Below are 17,835 nucleotides of genomic sequence, written 5' to 3' on the forward strand. Positions count from 1 at the left end.
CCATTAATCAGGAATCATACTTGGCTCCCACTCATCATGTCCTTTTATTGTTAAAGTTTGCGTGGCGAAGTTTTAACCGGAGCTAAAACATCTGTGAATCGTTATGCTGTGTTGTGTCTCGACAACAACCCAATCAGTGCTGAACAGTTTCGATTGGAGCTGTCTGCCTTCTCAAGTAAGTTTGATATTTTTTCTGTCGAATCGATAGAAGAGGCTCAAAGCGCTTTAGAGTATCTAGAAGAAAGAGAACAGACTGTTGCTTTAGTTATAGCGAGCCATCACGCTCATTTTAACGGCGTGGATTTTCTTATTGGTTTAGACCGGATGCCACATACCGAGCAAGCAAGAAAAATTCTTATTAGCTGCTCGTCTGATATAGAGGCAATTCTCACTGCCGTTAATGAGGGCAGGCTCGACCACTGCCTCACTAAACCTTTGCCAGATCACGTCTTATTTAACACAGTGCAAAAAGAGCTGACCCAATTTATCTTGCGAAATGGCAAAGAAGACCTGCTAAGTTACAGTCAGATATTGGATCATCACAGCTTGTTGCGAGCGCACATCAATAACCAGATGAGCCATTATCAAGCCGGATTCTTACACGACTACCACTCGATGTCTGATGCCGAGTTAGCCGAGCAAGTGATCTCCGCTCTCCAGCAATTTTTCAAAGATAATGACGAAACAAGAGCGTGCCGTACATACTCACCTGAACACTTATTAACCGTGGAAGGCGAGCCAAATTGCTTTTTGTGGTTTATCACCGAAGGTGAAGTGGCTCTGTACAAGCGCGATGAGCAAGGCATGCAGCGAGAGGTTGTACGCCATAACAAAGGGAATATTGTCGGAGGCATGTCGTTTGTTACTGGGGAATGTTCTTTCTCGACAGCTCTAACACTAACCAAAACAGAAGTTATCAAACTCGATCGCAACGTATTCAATAAAGTGATGCAAAGCGACTCAAACTTACTGCCTCTTTTTACAAACTTGCTTTTACGCCACTTCAACCGCCGATTGCAAAGAAGCATCAACACCAAACTGCAACTTCAAAAAACGCTCGAATCTTTAGAATCAGCCCACCAGCAGCTCATTGAAAGAGAAAAAATGGCGATGCTTGGCCAATTGGTTGCGGGAGTGGCACACGAACTAAACAATCCAGTAGCCGCGATATTGAGGGGCGTAGAGAATTTAACGCATACGCTAGAACGATTACTTAACGATGCGCCCAGTTCCGATATACAAAGCAAAGGCATTGAATTACTGAGCAAAGCGCAAACCTCAAAACCCGCTTCAACCGCCGAGCTCAGATCACGCGTAAAAGCGCTTAGCCATACTCTTCCAGACCGAGCATTGGCAAAAAAAGTGGTGAGCCTTGGATTAGAGTCCGATCAAGAGCTACTTACCCAACTAACGAGAAAGCAGAAAGCGTCTTATCATGCTCTCAATACACTAGAGCAATACCACAAAGCAGGTTCTACACTTCGCTCAATTAATGTCTGTGCAGCACGAATTGCTGATATGGTAAAAAGCCTGAAAGGATATGCTCGGTCAGATGATGAGACCCTGCACTATGCCGATATTCATGAGGGCATTGAAGACACCTTGGTGATTTTCGAGAACAAATTAAAAATGCACCAAGTTTCAACCGACTATGCAAACTTGCCTTCCATCCTTTGTCAACCGATCGCACTCCAACAGGTGTGGACGAACTTGGTCTCTAACGCCATTGACGCATTTCCAGAGAAAGGTGTGTTAAACATACAAACACGCCTTATAGAAAAAGAGCACACACATTATGCCGTTATCTCATTTGAAGATAATGGATGTGGCATTCCTGAATCGCAAAGAGACGCCATTTTCGAGCTGAACTTCACCACAAAAAAAGAAGGTAATTTTGGCTTAGGCATCGGGCTGTCCATCTGCCAGCAAATCGTAACAGCACACAGAGGGTGGATTGACGTCGAATCAGAGATCGGCCAGTTCACACGAATGACCGTCTGGTTACCAGTCATCGAAGAAGGAGATGAAACATGACCAAGTATCTAATTTTATGTGTCGATGACGAACGAGAAGTCTTGGATAGCGTGCTCCAAGATCTTGCTCCCTTCGAGGAGAACTTTGTCGTCGAAGGAGCGGAATCGGTGACTGAAGCTCGGCAAGTGATTGAGGAGATGGCGGAAGAAGAAGTTCAGCTTGCGCTCATTTTATGTGACCACATTATGCCGGAACAAACTGGGATCAGCTTCTTAATCGAACTCAGTCAAAATGGTGACACAAAAGCAGCGCGCAAAGTTTTACTCACAGGACAAGCTGGTTTGGAAGACACCGTAGAAGCCGTAAATAACGCGAGTCTCGATTATTACATTGCCAAACCTTGGAAAGGTGAAGCATTGAGAAAAGCAATCGTGTCTCAGCTTACCGCGTTTGTGATTGAGAATGATGATAACCTGCTATCCTGGACTCAAATCCTTGATTCTGAGGCAATCCTCAACGCCATGGCAGAAAGAAGAGCAAGCTTTGGCGAGTAATAAAGTGTTTGGTTCTAACTTGAACTCAACGATGCTCATTGCACCACCTAACCTCGCATAGTCGAATGAGGTTAGAAAAACATCATTACTTGTCCGAGTGAAATTCTCGGACACTACGTATATGGCGTAGTTTTTGCTTAAACCAAGGAACTATTAAGTTAATTGACAAAACATCGACACATTTTTGTTGGTCGTGGACCTTCCTTTTTATTATGATGTCGGACAAATCAGATTACGGTTCAAGTGGTTGCTTGAATCCATGGAAATAATGAACAAGGTTTATCGTTAGTTATGCGTAAAACACTATTAGCCGCTGCCTTACTAGTGGCATCAAGCCATGCCCTAGCTGCAAACGATCGCAATGCGCCAGCAACTATGAGCAACTTTAGCTACGACTATTTCGAAGCACGTATTGGCGCAAGTCCTGTGACATTTGGTGCTGGATTCAGCAAATCAATTCACCCGAACGCGCATGTTATTGCTCGTATTGACTCTGAGTTTGAAAGTGATTTTGACTCAGCTGCAGGCTTTGGCTTCCATTCTCCGCTAAACAACTGGGCAGATCTTACTGGTGAAATGCTAATGCGCGTTGTGCAACCTTCGAATGAGAGCAGCACAGATGTTGGTATGGAGCTTAACTTAGGTGTTCGCCAATGGTTGGGCCCTCAATTAGAAGTAGGCGGCAAAGTCGGCTACGTTTCTATCGATAACGATGACGATTGGACTGGCTCTGCCTACGCTCGATTCCACTCAACAGAGCTTTTCTCTTTGGGTGCTGAAGCACGTATCAACGATTTTTACGGTGATCAGGTAATGTTCACTACGCGTTTTAAGTTTTAAGATTTGTGCTATAAGAAAAGGGCAAATTAAAAAAACAAAAACCGAGGTCTCTGCCTCGGTTTTTTTGTCTAATTTAATGACTAACTCAATGAAGTGGTAAAAAACTTCAACGTCCTTTTTCCGCTTTTCACACTTGCCTTTACGACCCGCTAACTCCATCGAAACGAGTCAATCATTGTGCGATCAGCTTCGCTTAGTCACACAGTGCCAATAACTGTTTTTTACGCGGCTCTTGGATCAGTTTCCAATGTACGCCATCAGTTGCACCAGCAAATTTCCACAGTAGCTTTACATCAACATCATTACCGTAAGCCGTTTTAACTTTGTTGAAGACTTTTACAGGTCCAAGTTCTAAAAAGGTTTCTACGTCATCAACACCGGCTTTCTTGACCATACGTTCAAGGGTTAGTTGCATGTTGGGTAAGTCTCTTAAGCGTCTACTGGCAGAGGACTTTTGATATTTCCGTTCCTTAATTGAGTATTCAATTGATTTCTGTACCAGTTCATCAAGCCCTACATATCCGGATTCGAATAAATCGGTTACATCATAATAATTTACGGTTGCCGTCGTCTGTTTTTTGACGTGCTTATACTTCTCACAGCTCAGTTGAGTAAACACTTCATCTAGCCCATTACCACCACGTAAGTAGCAGCAATCATTGCTGACAAGCGCAAACATAGCATCATCGGTGAATAAACCAATACCACCGAACATAGAACGTTTTTGGTACTCACTGAAGGTGCGTACATATTTAAAAAAAGCTTGGTCTGTCATGTCCATTGACCTCTTTAATCTGAATAAATTACCCCGATTAGCGATGTCACCAGATAAACAGCAGCTTATAGCGAATTATAAATGTCGATTTGTTGGCGATATTTTTGTGAGTTGTGCTCACCAACTTGCTTAATCATACTTAACGTTGAAAAATAAGTTAGGACATAGGTCACATATAAAAAAGTATAAATTCTGCATACGTGATTAGTTTCACACTTATTGTTTGTGTGGTGATATTTTTTTGACGCATAGCATGCCTAAAACGCGCCATCATTATGATCTCGCTGGCAATTACGGGCACATAATACGCATTTAATTGATAAAGAATACGCTGTAAGGGTACACTGTACGAAAGATCTCAAGTACAGCGTCACAATGGAACATTTATCATTTTTTTGGCTGCCAAATAATAAAGATAAGCTTATAAACGCACTGGAATCCGAGTTTGCTCAGCTGGTAGAACAGTCCATCTCCACGGGTAAGATTTCGTTACCTCCTATTCCTGATGTCGTGCTTAAAATTCAGCAGTTATGTGTCGAAGAACACACCACGATTGCCGATGTTGCTAACTGTTTATTGGAAGATCCCGGATTAGCAGCGGTCGTTTTACGAGTCGCTAACTCGGTGATTTTCAATCGCAGAAATATCACCTGCAACGACTTAACTACAGCGGTATCTCGTCTCGGAATACTTCGTGTACGTGATATTGTTACCGCACAAGCGATTGAGCAACTTAAACACTCAGTTAATCTCACTAAAGAATGCAATGCCATCTTGGTGAAGAGTGCCGCGATATCGCGTGAGCTCGGTGCTGTCATGGTGATGTTGGTTCAATCGTTTCGTAGCCACGAGCCAGGCACTTATGGCCATCTAGAGCAAGAAAAGGCGTTATTGGTCGGTCTATTAGCCGATATTGGGTTATTTTGCCTAATTAATGAGTACCACTTGTACTTAGATAGGGGCAATTACTTAGACCCAGATATTGCATTGCAAATCTTCCAAACACGTTGTTCTGCCACAAGTAAACTAGTGCTTGAGCGTTGGGGATTTGACAACGACTTCAGAGAAGTATCCTCAAACGAAAAATACGAATTAACGCGACCAGAAGTGAGTTATCTCGACATCGCTAGAATTGCGCATCATTTATTGATGTTTCGCAATCACGATGAACGCATTGACGAACACGAAGTTGAATTCAACTTAACTGGTGCAGAAGTCTTGTATGAACTTAGTAACATGAGTGATACTGACTTCAATGATCAAATCCGTGCTGTACTCAATGCTAGCGGTTTGTAATTTATCGCTTTCTGATAATACCTTATCCGTGATAAAACGATTCGCTCAAGGCTGAGCTGTGTGTGGTGAAATATCTCTAATTTCAACCGATAGATAATTTGATTTATGCGTGTTGATGTTATCTCAAAAAGGAATCATTGAGCTTTATGTTTTCAGGGATGCTATTTATTTTCGCTCCGCTTGTGGTGGGGTATCTAATTCCTATATCTCGATCTTCGTTATTGGAGAAGATCAATCAGTCAACGTCCTACCTTATTTACGTCATTTTGTCGTTGATGGGTCTTAGTTTGGCGGCGCTCGATAATTTAAGCAGCAACTTACAAAGTATTCTCCTCTATGCGAGTACGTTTTTTTTGTGTCTAAGTGCCTGCAACCTGTTGGCTCTGCCTATTATTGATAAAATTATTCCACTCCAGACCAATCAGAATCAAAAGAAGCTACCGTTATCTTCGATGGCTTTAGAGTCAGTTAAGCTTATCGTGGTCGTTGGCGGAGGGTTAGTGGTTGGCCTGCTGTTACCCATTGATTTGAGTTGGGTAGATACAGCAAGCGAATGGATACTCTTTCTACTTCTATTTTTTATTGGTATTCAGCTGCGCAATAGTGGACTTACTCTGCGTCAAATCCTATTAAATAAACAAGGAATGGCCATTGCGGCTGTTGTCATCGCAACATGTATGCTTGGTGGCCTTCTTGCAGCGGTGCTTTTGGATCTTCCTCTTTATCAAGCACTTGCAATGGCTTCAGGTTTTGGCTGGTATTCACTCGCAGGTATTTTAATGGGTGACGCTTTTGGTCCGGTATTTGGTGGCGCGTCGTTCTTGATTGAATTGATGAGAGAGCTAGTCGCACTGGTTGCCATTCCTCTCTTTATTCGTAGCTATCCGTGCACCGCAATTGGTTACGCCGGTGCAACAGCAATGGACTTCACCCTACCCGTTATTCAAACCACCGGTGGTGTGCGTTGTGTTCCTGTTGCTATCGTTAGCGGCTTTATTTTGAGTTTATTGGTACCAGTTATGATGCTTTTCTTTGTATCACTTGCTAGCTAGATCTCAGGTTTTCGCTTTAACATCCATTACAATACGGCAAAAATTTAAATACCCAGTTAACGTCAAAGTGGTCAATATTTTTTGGCAAGACCCCTCTTTCTTTTCGTCATTCAGCCCAACGATTTGTCACGACCAAATAGAAAGAAGGGAGAAACATCAACTGATGTGCATTGCGTTAATAAAGGGATAACAACCAGAAGGAAGAAGAATGAAACGCTTTGTCGTTGCAGCGCTCCTCGCTACAAGCTCAACTTTTACGCTTGCCGCAGATCAACAATGTCTTGCTAGCAAATACGATGGCTACGTCGATGCCTCACTACAGTGGTATCAAGATCTTGTTGATTTGACGGTTACCCAATATCCAGATCTGAAAGAAGTGAGTCAATGGTTCTTGGATGGACGTAAACATCACTTTGAATTAAACCGCGAAGCGGTTCACTACTTTCTAGAGAACGACCCTAGCCGCGTTGCGACGGAACAACCAATCGAAGCATGGTTAAAACTAGAGCAACATGACGTTAAGCAGTTAGCGACCCGAAGCGATAAGTTAGGTGAAGTTGCAAAACAGACATTTAGCGACCGTCAATCAACTAACCATCCAAAAAACTACGAGCTTCGTTCAGCATTCGCTGATCTGCTTAGTCATCCCCAACAAATTGATACCGCACTTAATAAGTACAATCAGTCAATAGAAAAGATTGAAAAGCAGAAATGTGACTAAGATTGCTCGCATTAGTCGTTGATTAGCATTCGAAAACATTAGAATGTTTTAACGTACTCAATCTAGAATTTTTTAATGTGAATATCGTAACCTTCACCTAAAATTTTCATTTCTACAACTTGGGTTTCAACAATTAAAACGGGACTTTGCGCCCGTTTTAGTTTAGATTGTGCCGCTCGCATTATCAAAATAACTACAAAGATTCTTTGCTATGGTTAAGGAACAAAAAACCGCTGATGTTAGCTTTGAGAGCTTGCTAAAGATCTTCACTGTCCCAGAAGGTCCGGACTCAACGTTAACTAAAATTGACGAGAGCCTCTCGCGAAATCTAAATCAATTTCTTCGTGAACACATCGTGGCAGAAGAAAAGCCTTTACGCGAAATCGAAAAAGACTTTTCTTCTGCTCAGATTCCTGAGCAGCCAGAGTTCGTGTCAGATCATACAGAGCACTTACTCGACACTTTGGTGTCGCACTCAGTTCACACTTCTTCACCAAGCTTCATTGGTCATATGACATCGGCACTGCCTTATTTCTTGATGCCACTGTCAAAGATCATGATCGCCTTAAACCAAAACCTGGTAAAAATAGAGACTTCCAAAGCCTTTACGCCACTTGAGCGTCAAGTTTTGGGTATGCTGCATCGCTTGATATATGGTCAGAATGATACGTTTTACAATCAGTGGATGCACAGTGCAAACCACTCATTAGGCGCATTTTGTTCCGGCGGCACCATTGCCAATATCACTGCGCTTTGGGTAGCACGTAACAAAGCGTTAAGAGCCAATGGCTCATTTAAAGGCGTGGAAAAGGAAGGCCTTTTTAAAGCCATGAAGCACTATGGCTATGATGGCTTAGCGGTGCTAGTGTCTGAGCGTGGTCACTACTCCCTTAAGAAAGCAGCCGATGTATTAGGGCTAGGCCAAGAGGGTTTGGTTGCGGTTAAAACCGATGCCAACAACCGTATTATTGTCAACGACCTGAAAGCGAAAATTGTTGAGCTCGAAAAACAAAACATCAAGCCTATTGCTGTTATTGGTGTGGCTGGCACAACAGAGACAGGTAATGTTGATCCATTGCCTGAAATCGCTGAAGTCTGCCAAGCTCACGGCTGTCACTTCCATGTGGATGCCGCATGGGGTGGCGCAACACTTATGTCTAACCATCACCGTCACCTTCTTAAAGGTGTGGAAATGGCAGACTCAGTAACTATTGATGCGCACAAGCAGCTCTACATCCCGATGGGCGCTGGTATGGTTCTGTTCAAAGACCCTGACGCAATGAAATCCATAGAGCATCACGCTCAATATATATTGCGAAAAGGTTCAAAAGACCTAGGCAGCCATACATTAGAAGGTTCACGTTCGGGTATGGCGATGTTAGTCTACGCCGCAATGCACATCATAAGTCGCCCAGGTTATGAGCTTCTTATTGACCAAAGCATTGAAAAAGCTCGCTACTTTGCGGATTTAATCAAACAGCAAGATGATTTCGAATTGGTTTCTGAACCAGAGCTTTGTCTGCTCACATACCGTTATTTGTCGCCATTCATCCGTGAAGCATTAGCACAAGCAGAAGGCTCACAAAAAGAACAACTGAATGGGCTGATCAATGAGTTAACACAGTTTATTCAAAAGCGTCAGCGCGAAACGGGCAAATCGTTCGTTTCACGTACAAGACTGAACCCAGACCAATGGCAACGCATGAATACGATAGTGTTTAGAGTGGTTTTGGCAAATCCACTGACCACAAAAGAAATTTTGAGCTCAGTGCTTGATGAACAACGCGAAATCGCCAAGCAAGCACCAAATTTGATGAAAAGGATTCAACAGCTGGTTGTTGATATTCAATCGTCTTAACAGCCAGATCGAGTTACATCAATTTGAAATTTTTTTTCGTTTTGATGTAACTCAAACATCATTATCGTGCGACTAGCGCAACAAAACTTCGTTTACACATCCAATTCTGTAGTTTTTACAACATTTTGTTTGAGGCCTGTCAAATTCTCACTAAATAGTACCCGTTATTGGTTTAGACTGATTGAAGATCAGGTTTATACTGATTCCATGGAGCTGGTTGTTTTCGTTAACGCCCCACTCTACTCCGGAATCTTCGTGTTTCCTTTCGTTAGCAGAGCCAGCGAGTTGTTCTCTATACCCTCGTGAACACTATGAATACATTAGAAAAAATTCAAAAAAACCTGGAGAATTTCAGTAAATCAGAGCGCAAAGTTGCGGAAGTAATTATGGCGTCTCCACAAACTGCAATTCATTCAAGCATTGCAACGCTGGCTAAAATGGCCGACGTTAGTGAGCCCACTGTAAACCGCTTCTGTCGTCGTCTGGACACCAAGGGCTTTCCAGATTTTAAGCTTCACTTGGCACAGAGCCTAGCCAACGGCACCCCTTACGTTAACCGTAATGTGGAAGAAGACGATGGCCCAGACGCGTACACCCATAAGATTTTCGAATCGACGATGGCGTGTTTAGATGTCGCGAAAAATAGCCTAGATCCAATGCAAGTGAACCGTGCGGTCGATTTGCTAACGCAAGCGAAGCGCATTTCATTCTTTGGCCTTGGTGCATCATCTTCTGTCGCCCGAGATGCACAAAACAAGTTTATTCGCTTTAATATTCCAATTACTTGTTTTGAAGATATTGTTATGCAGCGCATGAGTTGTATCAACTGCAGTGATAATGATGTTGTGGTTCTTATTTCTCATACCGGTCGAACAAAGAGTCAGGTAGAAATAGCGAACCTTGCTCGTGAAAATGGCGCAACGGTTATTGCGATTACAGCGAAGGATTCTCCTCTAGAAAAGGCAAGCTCGCTGGCCATCACGCTCGATATTCCAGAAGATACCGACGTTTACATGCCAATGGCAAGCCGAGTTGTACAAATGACAGTGATTGATGTGCTAGCAACTGGCTTCACTCTTCGCCGTGGTACAGGTTTCCGTGAGAACCTAAAACGCGTAAAAGATGCGTTGAAAGACAGTCGCTATGACAAACTAAGCCAGTACTAAGCACTAAAGCTTAGTCAATACTTTATCTAGGGGAGCTCAAGGCTCCCCTTTTGTTTTAATGCTGCTAAGGGAGCAATCACCCTAAGTCGTTGACACTCGATAAGTCCGTTCTTGATTCCAGTACTTCAACAGAACTGACATGTTGTGCACTCTCAGCTGCGCACTCTCCGCTACAATCACAGACTTGCTGCAATATGTAAATCAAACGTTCCTGATTCAGGGGTAAAGGATTCCCTTTGATTGCCATCGATTTAAGCGCATCATTCGCCACTTGCTCAAAAGAGGTTTGGCATACTCCAAATTGAGCCAGTAGCGGTAACGCTAACTTATCTAGCACCATATTTACCCAAAGAATTCCATCGTGTTCGTTCGCGTTTACTCGCTCAGTGACTAATTGGGCCAGCTTGCGATAACGACTTATCACATCATTCCTACCCGCGAGTTTAGCGGCGTTAATGTTCTCCTGCATCACGTGCGGAGCTAGGCGAGCCGTAATAACGCTATGGGGGGCGTCTAACTTGCCTCCTAACGCCGATGCTAACCCATGAGCGGCACCTAATTTGGCATTAGTAATCGCCATACCACCAAGCAATGCAGCGAACGATAAATCAGAGCGCGCCTTATGATTATCTTGCTTACAAGCGGCAATCACTGAACGGCTTAAACGGCGTAGCCCCTCTTCGCAGACCATATCAGTAAGAGGGTTTGGCTCACCACACACATACGCTTCCATTAAATGAGTGAACGCATCCATTGCGCCACGTCCAGATGTGTATTGGTCGGTCCCGTAAGTAAGTGTCGGGTCTACAATGGCAACGTCTGCGAGCATATCAGGGCTTCGAAGACTCACTTTCACTTTATCTTGTCCAGATTTCAGCACAGCATTTCTGGTCACTTCTGAACCGGTGCTTGCTGTCGTAGGAATTGCAATAAAATGAAGAGGCTTTGCTTTTAAAGGGACGCTTCTTCCTACCACTTCTACGTAATCGTAAACATTGCCTTGATTGGGAATAATGGCAGCTAAGGCTTTGCCCATATCGATGACGCTGCCACCACCTATCGCAACCACCATATCAGGTTGGAATTTTCTACCGAGCACTGCGGTCTCTTCTACCATCGTGATGTATGGTTCACCAACGATAGCTACGTGCTGGTAACGCATATTTTGAGCTTTAAGATATTGGATAATGGGGGCGGCTCGTTGGGTATCCTGCCCAGTAACCAGCAAAACACTGTAGCCAAATTGGTTAATAACGGATAATGAAGATTGAAGTGCACCTTCACCAAATATAATCCTTGTTGCAGTCATAAACTGAAACATACACACCCTCCCAAAAGAATATACCCAAATAACCTCTCGCCCTCTGATTTAACACTTATGTAAGAGTTGAAGTTATTTGCGTATAGCCAAAATAGATTGCTATTTTTTTAAACAAAAAAAATTGACCAATTCCACCTTGCCATCATTAACCCTTTAGAATGTATGTTTTTTATGCGTCACTTCACATACTTCAGAGTCGTAAAATAAGCACGTGCGTTTAGTTTTTATTCGATAGATTTCACCTATAGAACCAAGAGGTAATTGCCGCTTTATTTCCGTATCTGGATCGGGCATAGTTACTCCAACAAAAGAAAGCGCACTCAGCCGCTATGTTTTGTACGCTTTCAAAAAAGAATAGATTTAGGAGAAATAAGATTATGTTCGTTGTTATCTTTGGTCGCCCTGCATGTCCTTTCTGTGTTCGTGCAAAAGAGCACGCAGAAACGCTAAAAGCAAAACGTGATGACTTCAACTACCGTTACGTTGATATTCACGCTGAAGGTATTTCTAAAGCAGATCTTGAGAAAACAGTTGGTAAACCAGTTGAAACCGTTCCTCAGATCTTTATCGACCAAGAGCACATCGGTGGCTGCGACGAGTTCGAAGCATACGCGAAAGAGCACCTAGGTCTATTTGACGAGTAATAAAGACTGTTTTCAAAAAAGCCGCTTCATGCGGCTTTTTTATTATTTTTCAGCTGGTTATTACGTTAAGTCAACTAATGGTAAAACCTAAAAAAATTCACTTATCTTTTTGCTATATTTAGTTACAATTCACAGTTCTTAATCTTTTTTGGCACACACTCTACCGAGCCACACAGTGAACATAGACGTCGTATACCTTCTCGAGCAAAACCCTATCCTTCTAATCTTCGTCGTATTAGCCATTGGCCTTGCCATCGGAAAAATTCGATTTGGCAAATTACAATTAGGCAACTCTATTGGCGTTCTTATTACCTCTTTGGTAATGGGCCACCTTGGTTTCTCATTTAATGCAGAAGCTTTAACCATTGGCTTTATGCTGTTTATCTACTGCGTTGGCATTGAAGCTGGACCAAACTTTTTTGGTATATTCTTCAGAGATGGTAAGCATTATTTTATTTTAAGCATGACTGTTCTCGTGTCTGCGGTCAGCTTAACGTATGGCTTGAGTCACTATTTCGGCCTCGATTTTGGCTTATCCGCCGGTATGATGGCAGGCGCATTGACCGCAACGCCAGTACTGGTTGGTGCACAAGATGCTCTTAACTCTGGCCTTGCGACTATACCGCGGAATATGGAATTTTCTCTGGTATTAGAAAATCTATCCGTAGGCTACGCGATGGCTTATCTGGTCGGCTTAATTAGCATGATCATGTTTGCTAAATTGTTGCCAAAACTGCAAAAACAAAACCTTTCTGATTCCGCGCAGCAAATCGCACAAGAGCGTGGCCTTGGAAATTCAAGCCAGAGAAAAGTGTATTTACCCATTATTCGAGCTTACCGAGTGGGCCCAGAGCTAATTGACTGGACTGATGGTAAAAACTTACGAGAACTGGGTATTTATCGTCAAACTGGCTGTTACATTGAACGAATCCGCCGAAATGGTATTCTCGCCCACCCAGATGGTGATGCTATCTTGCAAGAGGGAGATGAAATTGCACTGGTTGGCTTCCCTGACAGCCATGCTCGCTTAGACCCTAGCTTCCGTAATGGTAAAGAAGTATTCGACCGTAACTTGCTTGATTTACGCATCGTTGAAGAAGAAATCGTCGTAAAAAGTGACGCAATCGCTGGTAAGCGTTTATCGGATTTGAATTTGTCTGAGTTTGGCTGTTTCTTAAACCGCGTAGTTCGCGCTCAGATTGAAATGCCTATGGACTTAGACATTGTGCTCGCTAAAGGGGACGTCCTTCAAGTGAGCGGCGAGAAAAGCCGAGTACATGGACTGGCGGAAAAAATCGGTTTCATCTCGATCCACAGTCAAATGGCCGATTTGCTCGCTTTTTGTAGCTTCTTTATTTTGGGTATTCTGTTTGGCCTCATCACAATGACGTTCGGTCAGGTGTCTTTCAGTTTGGGTAATGCGGTGGGTCTTCTGTTGTCCGGTATTACGCTTGGTTTCTTACGAGCAAATCACCCTACTTTCGGTTATGTCCCACAAGGGGCGCTGAATATGGTCAAAGATCTAGGGTTAATGTTCTTTATGGTCGGAATTGGTCTAAGTGCAGGTGGAAAGATGTTCGAGCACCTAACGCAAGTAGGACCAAAAGTCATTGGTTTGGCATTTATTGTCAGTGTTGTGCCTGTAGTTCTGGCTTACTTAGTTGGCGCACACGTACTCAAGATGAACCGTGCCCTGCTCTTCGGTGCCATTATTGGCGCCCGTACTTGCGCTCCGGCTATGGATGTCGTTAACGACTACGCTAAGTCCACCATCCCAGCCCTTGGTTATGCGGGTACCTATGCGATTGCGAATATTTTAATGACGCTAGCTGGTACGATTCTGATAATACTAAGTTAATACTCACTTTGACTATGAAATACAAAAAGGCGCTCAATGAGCGCCTTTTGTTTATTGGTTATCTAGTCTGTGATTCGATTAGATTTGAATGAAGTCTGCTTCAACTGCTGGATTCACATCCGCTTCGTAATCTACGCCTTCAACGCCGAAACCAAATAGTTTCAAGAACTCTTCTTTGTACTCAACGTAGTCAGTCAGCTCTTTTAGGTTCTCAGTCGTAATTTGAGGCCATAGCTCACGACAGTGCTGCTGAATGTCGTCACGAAGTTCCCAGTCATCCAGACGTAGGCGGTTCATCTCATCAACTTCTGCCGCGCTACCGTCTTCTTTGTATAGACGTTGGCTGAACATACGGTAGATTTGTTCCATACAACCTTCGTGTACACCTTCTTCGCGCATTTTCTTGAATACCATTGCGATGTACAGTGGCATAACAGGAATTGCAGAACTCGCCTGAGTTACAACAGATTTAAGTACCGCAACATTGGCACTACCACCTGTTACTGCTAACTTGTCGTTTAGCGCTTTCGCTGCACGGTCTAGGTCCATTTTTGCTTTACCTAGTGCACCATCCCAATAAATTGGCCAAGTTAGCTCAGTACCAATGTAGCTATACGCGACGGTCTTACAACCTTCAGCAAGAACACCAGCATCAGACAACGCATTGATCCAAAGTTCCCAATCTTCACCGCCCATTACAGTGACAGTGTCTTTGATTTCTTCTTCTGTTGCAGGCTCAACGCTAGCTTCGATGATCACATCTTTGTTGGTATCAACAGCCGTTGATGTGTAAGTTTCACCGATAGGTTTAAGAGATGAACGAACTAATTCACCAGTTTCTGGCATTTTACGTACTGGAGATGCCAGTGAGTAAACCACCATATCGATTTGACCTAAGTCTTCTTTGATGAGCTCGATAGTTTTCTGTTTCGCTTCATTTGAGAAAGCGTCGCCGTTTAAGCTTTTTGCGTACAGACCTTCTTCACGCGCTAGCTTTTCAAAAGCAGCGGCATTGTAAAAACCTGCTGTACCTGGTTTCTTCTCAGTACCTTCTTTTTCGAAGAAAACACCGATAGTTGATGCACCGCCACCAAATGCCGCAGCGATACGAGAAGATAGACCGTAGCCACTTGATGCACCAACAACAAGAACACGCTTAGGTGCGTTTTTGATTGGACCTTGCGCTTTGGTGTACGCAATTTGTTCTTTTACGTTAGCTTCACAACCAACAGGGTGCGTTGTAGTACAGATAAATCCACGAATTCTAGGTTTGATGATCATATTCAACTTCCTTTAAAAAACCTTGTTAGGATAAAAGTTTCGTTGGGATTTCGCATCTAATTTCTGTAAAAATGCTCTTAAAAGGCAAGTGGTTGGAGCACTATCCCACCATCCACTCCCCAAGAATACAAAAAAGCACCTCATTGAGGTGCTTTTCTTAACATTAGTTGTCTATTATGCCGCCGGATTCAACTGCGACTTTTTTGGGCTATGAGTTCGCACTTCAGAAAAGTCATGACTAAAGTGGTCAACTTGAATCGCCTTGTAGCGCAATTTATCTGCAGCCATGATTTGATCAATTTCTTGCTCAGTTAACACGCCTGCTTCAAATGCTTGCTGCAAACGGTCATGCAGCAGACCTTTACGAGCCACTTTACCATCCTTCGCAGCCTTCATAAGTTTACGCTCCAAAGGTTTAATGTCGTACATTGCAAGGAATGCATTCTCCATTAAGCCTACGCTGTCATCCTCTGATTTTCCGATGTAGCACAGATGCGTGAGGCGATCACGTTGCGCGCCTGGTGTCATCATCGCTTCAGCCAAATTCACACACAGCTCATCACTTGGCTTATTGAAATGATTACCAAGCGGGAACAATAGCCCCTTAAGCACACCGCCAACGTATTTCACAGGGAAGTTGGTGTAAGCCTCATTTAATGACTTAGAAGCGTTATACAAACAGTGTTGAACAGCGTAATGAACGAAGTCTAGATCGCCTTGTTGACGGCCTTCATCTTCATACTTTTTCAAGGCAGCAGATGCCATGTATAGATAGCTTAATCCATCACCCAAACGTGCTGAGATCATTTCTTTACGCTTCAAGTCTCCACCTAAGGTTAACATCGCAAAGTCTGCACTTACTGCAAGTGCACGACTGAGACGAGTAATGTCTTTGTAGTATTGCTGCGTTGGGCCACTCATGTGCGCGTTAACAAATCGAGAACCAGTTAGTGCTGCACCAAATGCACCGAATGTATTACCGAGAGCGTGCTTGATGTGTTTAAAGAGTAAGTTGTCAAATTCTTTCGCACCTTGTTCAGAATCTGGATTCGCCGCAGCTTCCATTTCTTTTAGAACATATGGGTGACATCGAGTCGCACCTTGACCAAAAATCATCAGGTTACGAGTCAGAATATTCGCGCCTTCAACAGTGATAGCAACCGGGATACCAAGGTAATGTTTAGCAAGATAGTTCATTGGACCATCTTGAATCGCACGACCCGCATGGATATCAAACGAATCATTTAGAATGGTACGCGCGATTTCCGTCATGTGGTACTTGGCAATCGCGGTTACAATCCCAGGTTTTTCTTTCATATCGAGAGAAGTCGTCGTTAGCGTACGCGTCGCTTCTAGTAGGTAAGTAAGACCACCAATGCGCCCCATTGCTTCTGCAACACCTTCAAACTTACCGATCGACATTCCAAACTGTTTACGCACGTAAGCATAAGCACCTGTTGTACGTGTAGTAAGGTGACCAATCGCTGTGCCAAGCGCTGGGAGAGAGATACCGCGACCAGCAGAAAGACACTCAACCAGCATACGCCAACCTTTACCTGCATAATCAGCGCCACCGATCAACCAGTCCATAGGGATGAAGACATCTTCACCACGAGTAGGACCATTCATAAACGCAGACCCCAGAGGATCATGGCGTTCGCCTATCTCGACACCTTCATGGTCAGCGGGAATCAACGCACATGTAATGCCAACCTCTTTCTTGTCACCAAGTAGCCCTTCAGGATCCTGCAGTTTAAATGCTAACCCGAGCACTGTCGCAACTGGCGCAAGCGTGATGTAGCGTTTATTCCAACTAACTCGCACGCCAAGCACTTCTTTGCCTTCATGGGTGCCGTAACAAACCACGCCTTGATCAGGTATGCCACCCGCATCAGAACCCGCTTCAGGGCCAGTTAGGGCGAAACAAGGGATGTCTGTACCATCAGCTAAACGAGGCAACCAGTAATCTTTTTGCTCTTGCGTACCATAGTGCGATAGCAGCTCACCAGGACCAAGAGAGTTCGGTACCATTACCGAAACCGCGGTACTGATACTTCGAGTCGCAATACGAGAAACAATGGTTGAGTTCGCCAAAGCGGAAAATTCACGACCACCATATGCTTTCGAGATGATCAAAGAGAAAAATCGCTCTTTACGTAGGTACTCCCATACTTCAGGCGGTAAATCCCTGTCTTCTTTGACAATCTTCTGGTCATCAAGCATTTTTAGCAGAGTTTCAAGCTCATTATCCATAAATGACTGCTCTTCTGCCGTCAGTGTAGGCGTTGGATAATGATGCAATGTTGTGAAGTTTGGCTTGCCTGAGAATAGTTCGGCATCCCACCATACACTACCCGCTTCCATCGCCTCTTTCTCTGTGCTAGACAGAGGTGGCAATACTTTTTTGAACACTTTAAAAGCCGGGTCACTAATCCATTTTCTTCGTAGAGAGCTCATAGTTCAGATCCTTTTGTTCACGTAACCGCTCGGGGTAT

14 protein-coding genes are annotated in these 17,835 nt (G+C 43.7%); 10 read left to right on the forward strand and 4 right to left on the reverse strand.

Going from position 1 to position 17,835, the window contains the following annotated elements; genetic code table 11:
* The first annotated feature begins 93 nt into the window (after positions 1-93).
* From R7Z41_RS00645 to R7Z41_RS00655, 3 genes are all read left to right on the forward strand, one after another.
* Positions 94-2,034 carry an ATP-binding protein gene (locus tag R7Z41_RS00645; protein ID WP_053349539.1) on the forward strand — a complete coding sequence of 647 codons (1,941 nt, stop codon included), beginning with the start codon at positions 94-96 and terminating at the stop codon, positions 2,032-2,034.
* Positions 2,031-2,528, forward strand: a complete 498-nt coding sequence (locus R7Z41_RS00650) for a response regulator (RefSeq protein ID WP_005378005.1) — start codon at positions 2,031-2,033, stop codon at positions 2,526-2,528. Before R7Z41_RS00645 ends, R7Z41_RS00650 begins: the two co-directional genes overlap by 4 nt.
* 291 nt (positions 2,529-2,819) lie before the next feature.
* A complete protein-coding gene (locus R7Z41_RS00655; RefSeq protein ID WP_005378006.1) occupies positions 2,820-3,368 on the forward strand; it encodes a hypothetical protein in 549 nt (182 codons plus the stop codon).
* Between the two features lie 193 nt (positions 3,369-3,561).
* Here R7Z41_RS00655 and R7Z41_RS00660 read toward each other — a convergent pair whose 3' ends face one another.
* On the reverse strand, positions 3,562-4,149 hold the full coding sequence (locus R7Z41_RS00660; RefSeq protein WP_005378007.1) for a TfoX/Sxy family DNA transformation protein: 588 nt from the start codon (positions 4,147-4,149) through the stop codon (positions 3,562-3,564).
* A 369-nt stretch (positions 4,150-4,518) separates the two neighbouring features.
* Here R7Z41_RS00660 and R7Z41_RS00665 point away from each other — a divergent pair, with 369 nt between their 5' ends.
* The 5 genes from R7Z41_RS00665 to R7Z41_RS00685 all read left to right on the forward strand — a co-directional run bounded on the left by R7Z41_RS00665 (position 4,519) and on the right by R7Z41_RS00685 (position 10,236).
* Positions 4,519-5,439, forward strand: coding sequence for an HDOD domain-containing protein (locus R7Z41_RS00665; RefSeq protein ID WP_025766846.1), 921 nt, complete (start codon positions 4,519-4,521; stop codon positions 5,437-5,439).
* A 146-nt stretch (positions 5,440-5,585) separates the two neighbouring features.
* Entirely contained in the window at positions 5,586-6,491 is a 906-nt protein-coding gene (locus R7Z41_RS00670; protein WP_053303185.1) for a lysine exporter LysO family protein, read from the forward strand.
* Between the two features lie 208 nt (positions 6,492-6,699).
* Entirely contained in the window at positions 6,700-7,212 is a 513-nt protein-coding gene (locus tag R7Z41_RS00675) for a hypothetical protein (RefSeq protein ID WP_017634875.1), read from the forward strand.
* Positions 7,213-7,423: 211 nt separating this feature from the next.
* A complete protein-coding gene (gene panP, locus R7Z41_RS00680) occupies positions 7,424-9,070 on the forward strand; it encodes a pyridoxal-dependent aspartate 1-decarboxylase PanP (RefSeq protein WP_318136293.1) in 1,647 nt (548 codons plus the stop codon).
* 311 nt (positions 9,071-9,381) lie between these two features.
* Positions 9,382-10,236 carry a MurR/RpiR family transcriptional regulator gene (locus R7Z41_RS00685; RefSeq protein ID WP_005378021.1) on the forward strand — a complete coding sequence of 285 codons (855 nt, stop codon included), beginning with the start codon at positions 9,382-9,384 and terminating at the stop codon, positions 10,234-10,236.
* Positions 10,237-10,312: 76 nt separating this feature from the next.
* Here the strand turns inward: R7Z41_RS00685 and R7Z41_RS00690 are convergent, their stop codons facing one another.
* Positions 10,313-11,557 (reverse strand): iron-containing alcohol dehydrogenase, encoded by a 1,245-nt coding sequence (locus tag R7Z41_RS00690; protein WP_005388646.1) that lies wholly within the window; start codon positions 11,555-11,557, stop codon positions 10,313-10,315.
* Between the two features lie 377 nt (positions 11,558-11,934).
* On the opposite strand from R7Z41_RS00690, the gene R7Z41_RS00695 reads away from it, so the two are divergent.
* Both R7Z41_RS00695 and R7Z41_RS00700 read left to right on the forward strand, forming a co-directional pair.
* Entirely contained in the window at positions 11,935-12,201 is a 267-nt protein-coding gene (locus R7Z41_RS00695) for a GrxA family glutaredoxin (protein ID WP_005378026.1), read from the forward strand.
* Positions 12,202-12,376: 175 nt separating this feature from the next.
* Positions 12,377-14,059, forward strand: coding sequence for an aspartate:alanine antiporter (locus R7Z41_RS00700; RefSeq protein WP_005378028.1), 1,683 nt, complete (start codon positions 12,377-12,379; stop codon positions 14,057-14,059).
* A gap of 78 nt (positions 14,060-14,137) precedes the next feature.
* On the opposite strand, the gene fabV is transcribed toward R7Z41_RS00700, so the two are convergent.
* Together fabV and R7Z41_RS00710 are read right to left on the reverse strand one after the other, a co-directional pair.
* A complete protein-coding gene (fabV, locus tag R7Z41_RS00705) occupies positions 14,138-15,340 on the reverse strand; it encodes an enoyl-ACP reductase FabV (RefSeq protein WP_005378029.1) in 1,203 nt (400 codons plus the stop codon).
* A 174-nt stretch (positions 15,341-15,514) separates the two neighbouring features.
* The gene (locus tag R7Z41_RS00710) at positions 15,515-17,797 is read right to left on the reverse strand and encodes an acyl-CoA dehydrogenase (protein WP_065274396.1); all 2,283 of its coding nucleotides are present in this window, start codon (positions 17,795-17,797) and stop codon (positions 15,515-15,517) included.
* Positions 17,798-17,835 lie beyond the last annotated feature (38 nt).

The sequence above is a fragment of the Vibrio sp. 1457 genome, assembly GCF_033340195.1.
Lineage (GTDB): Bacteria > Pseudomonadota > Gammaproteobacteria > Enterobacterales > Vibrionaceae > Vibrio > Vibrio alginolyticus.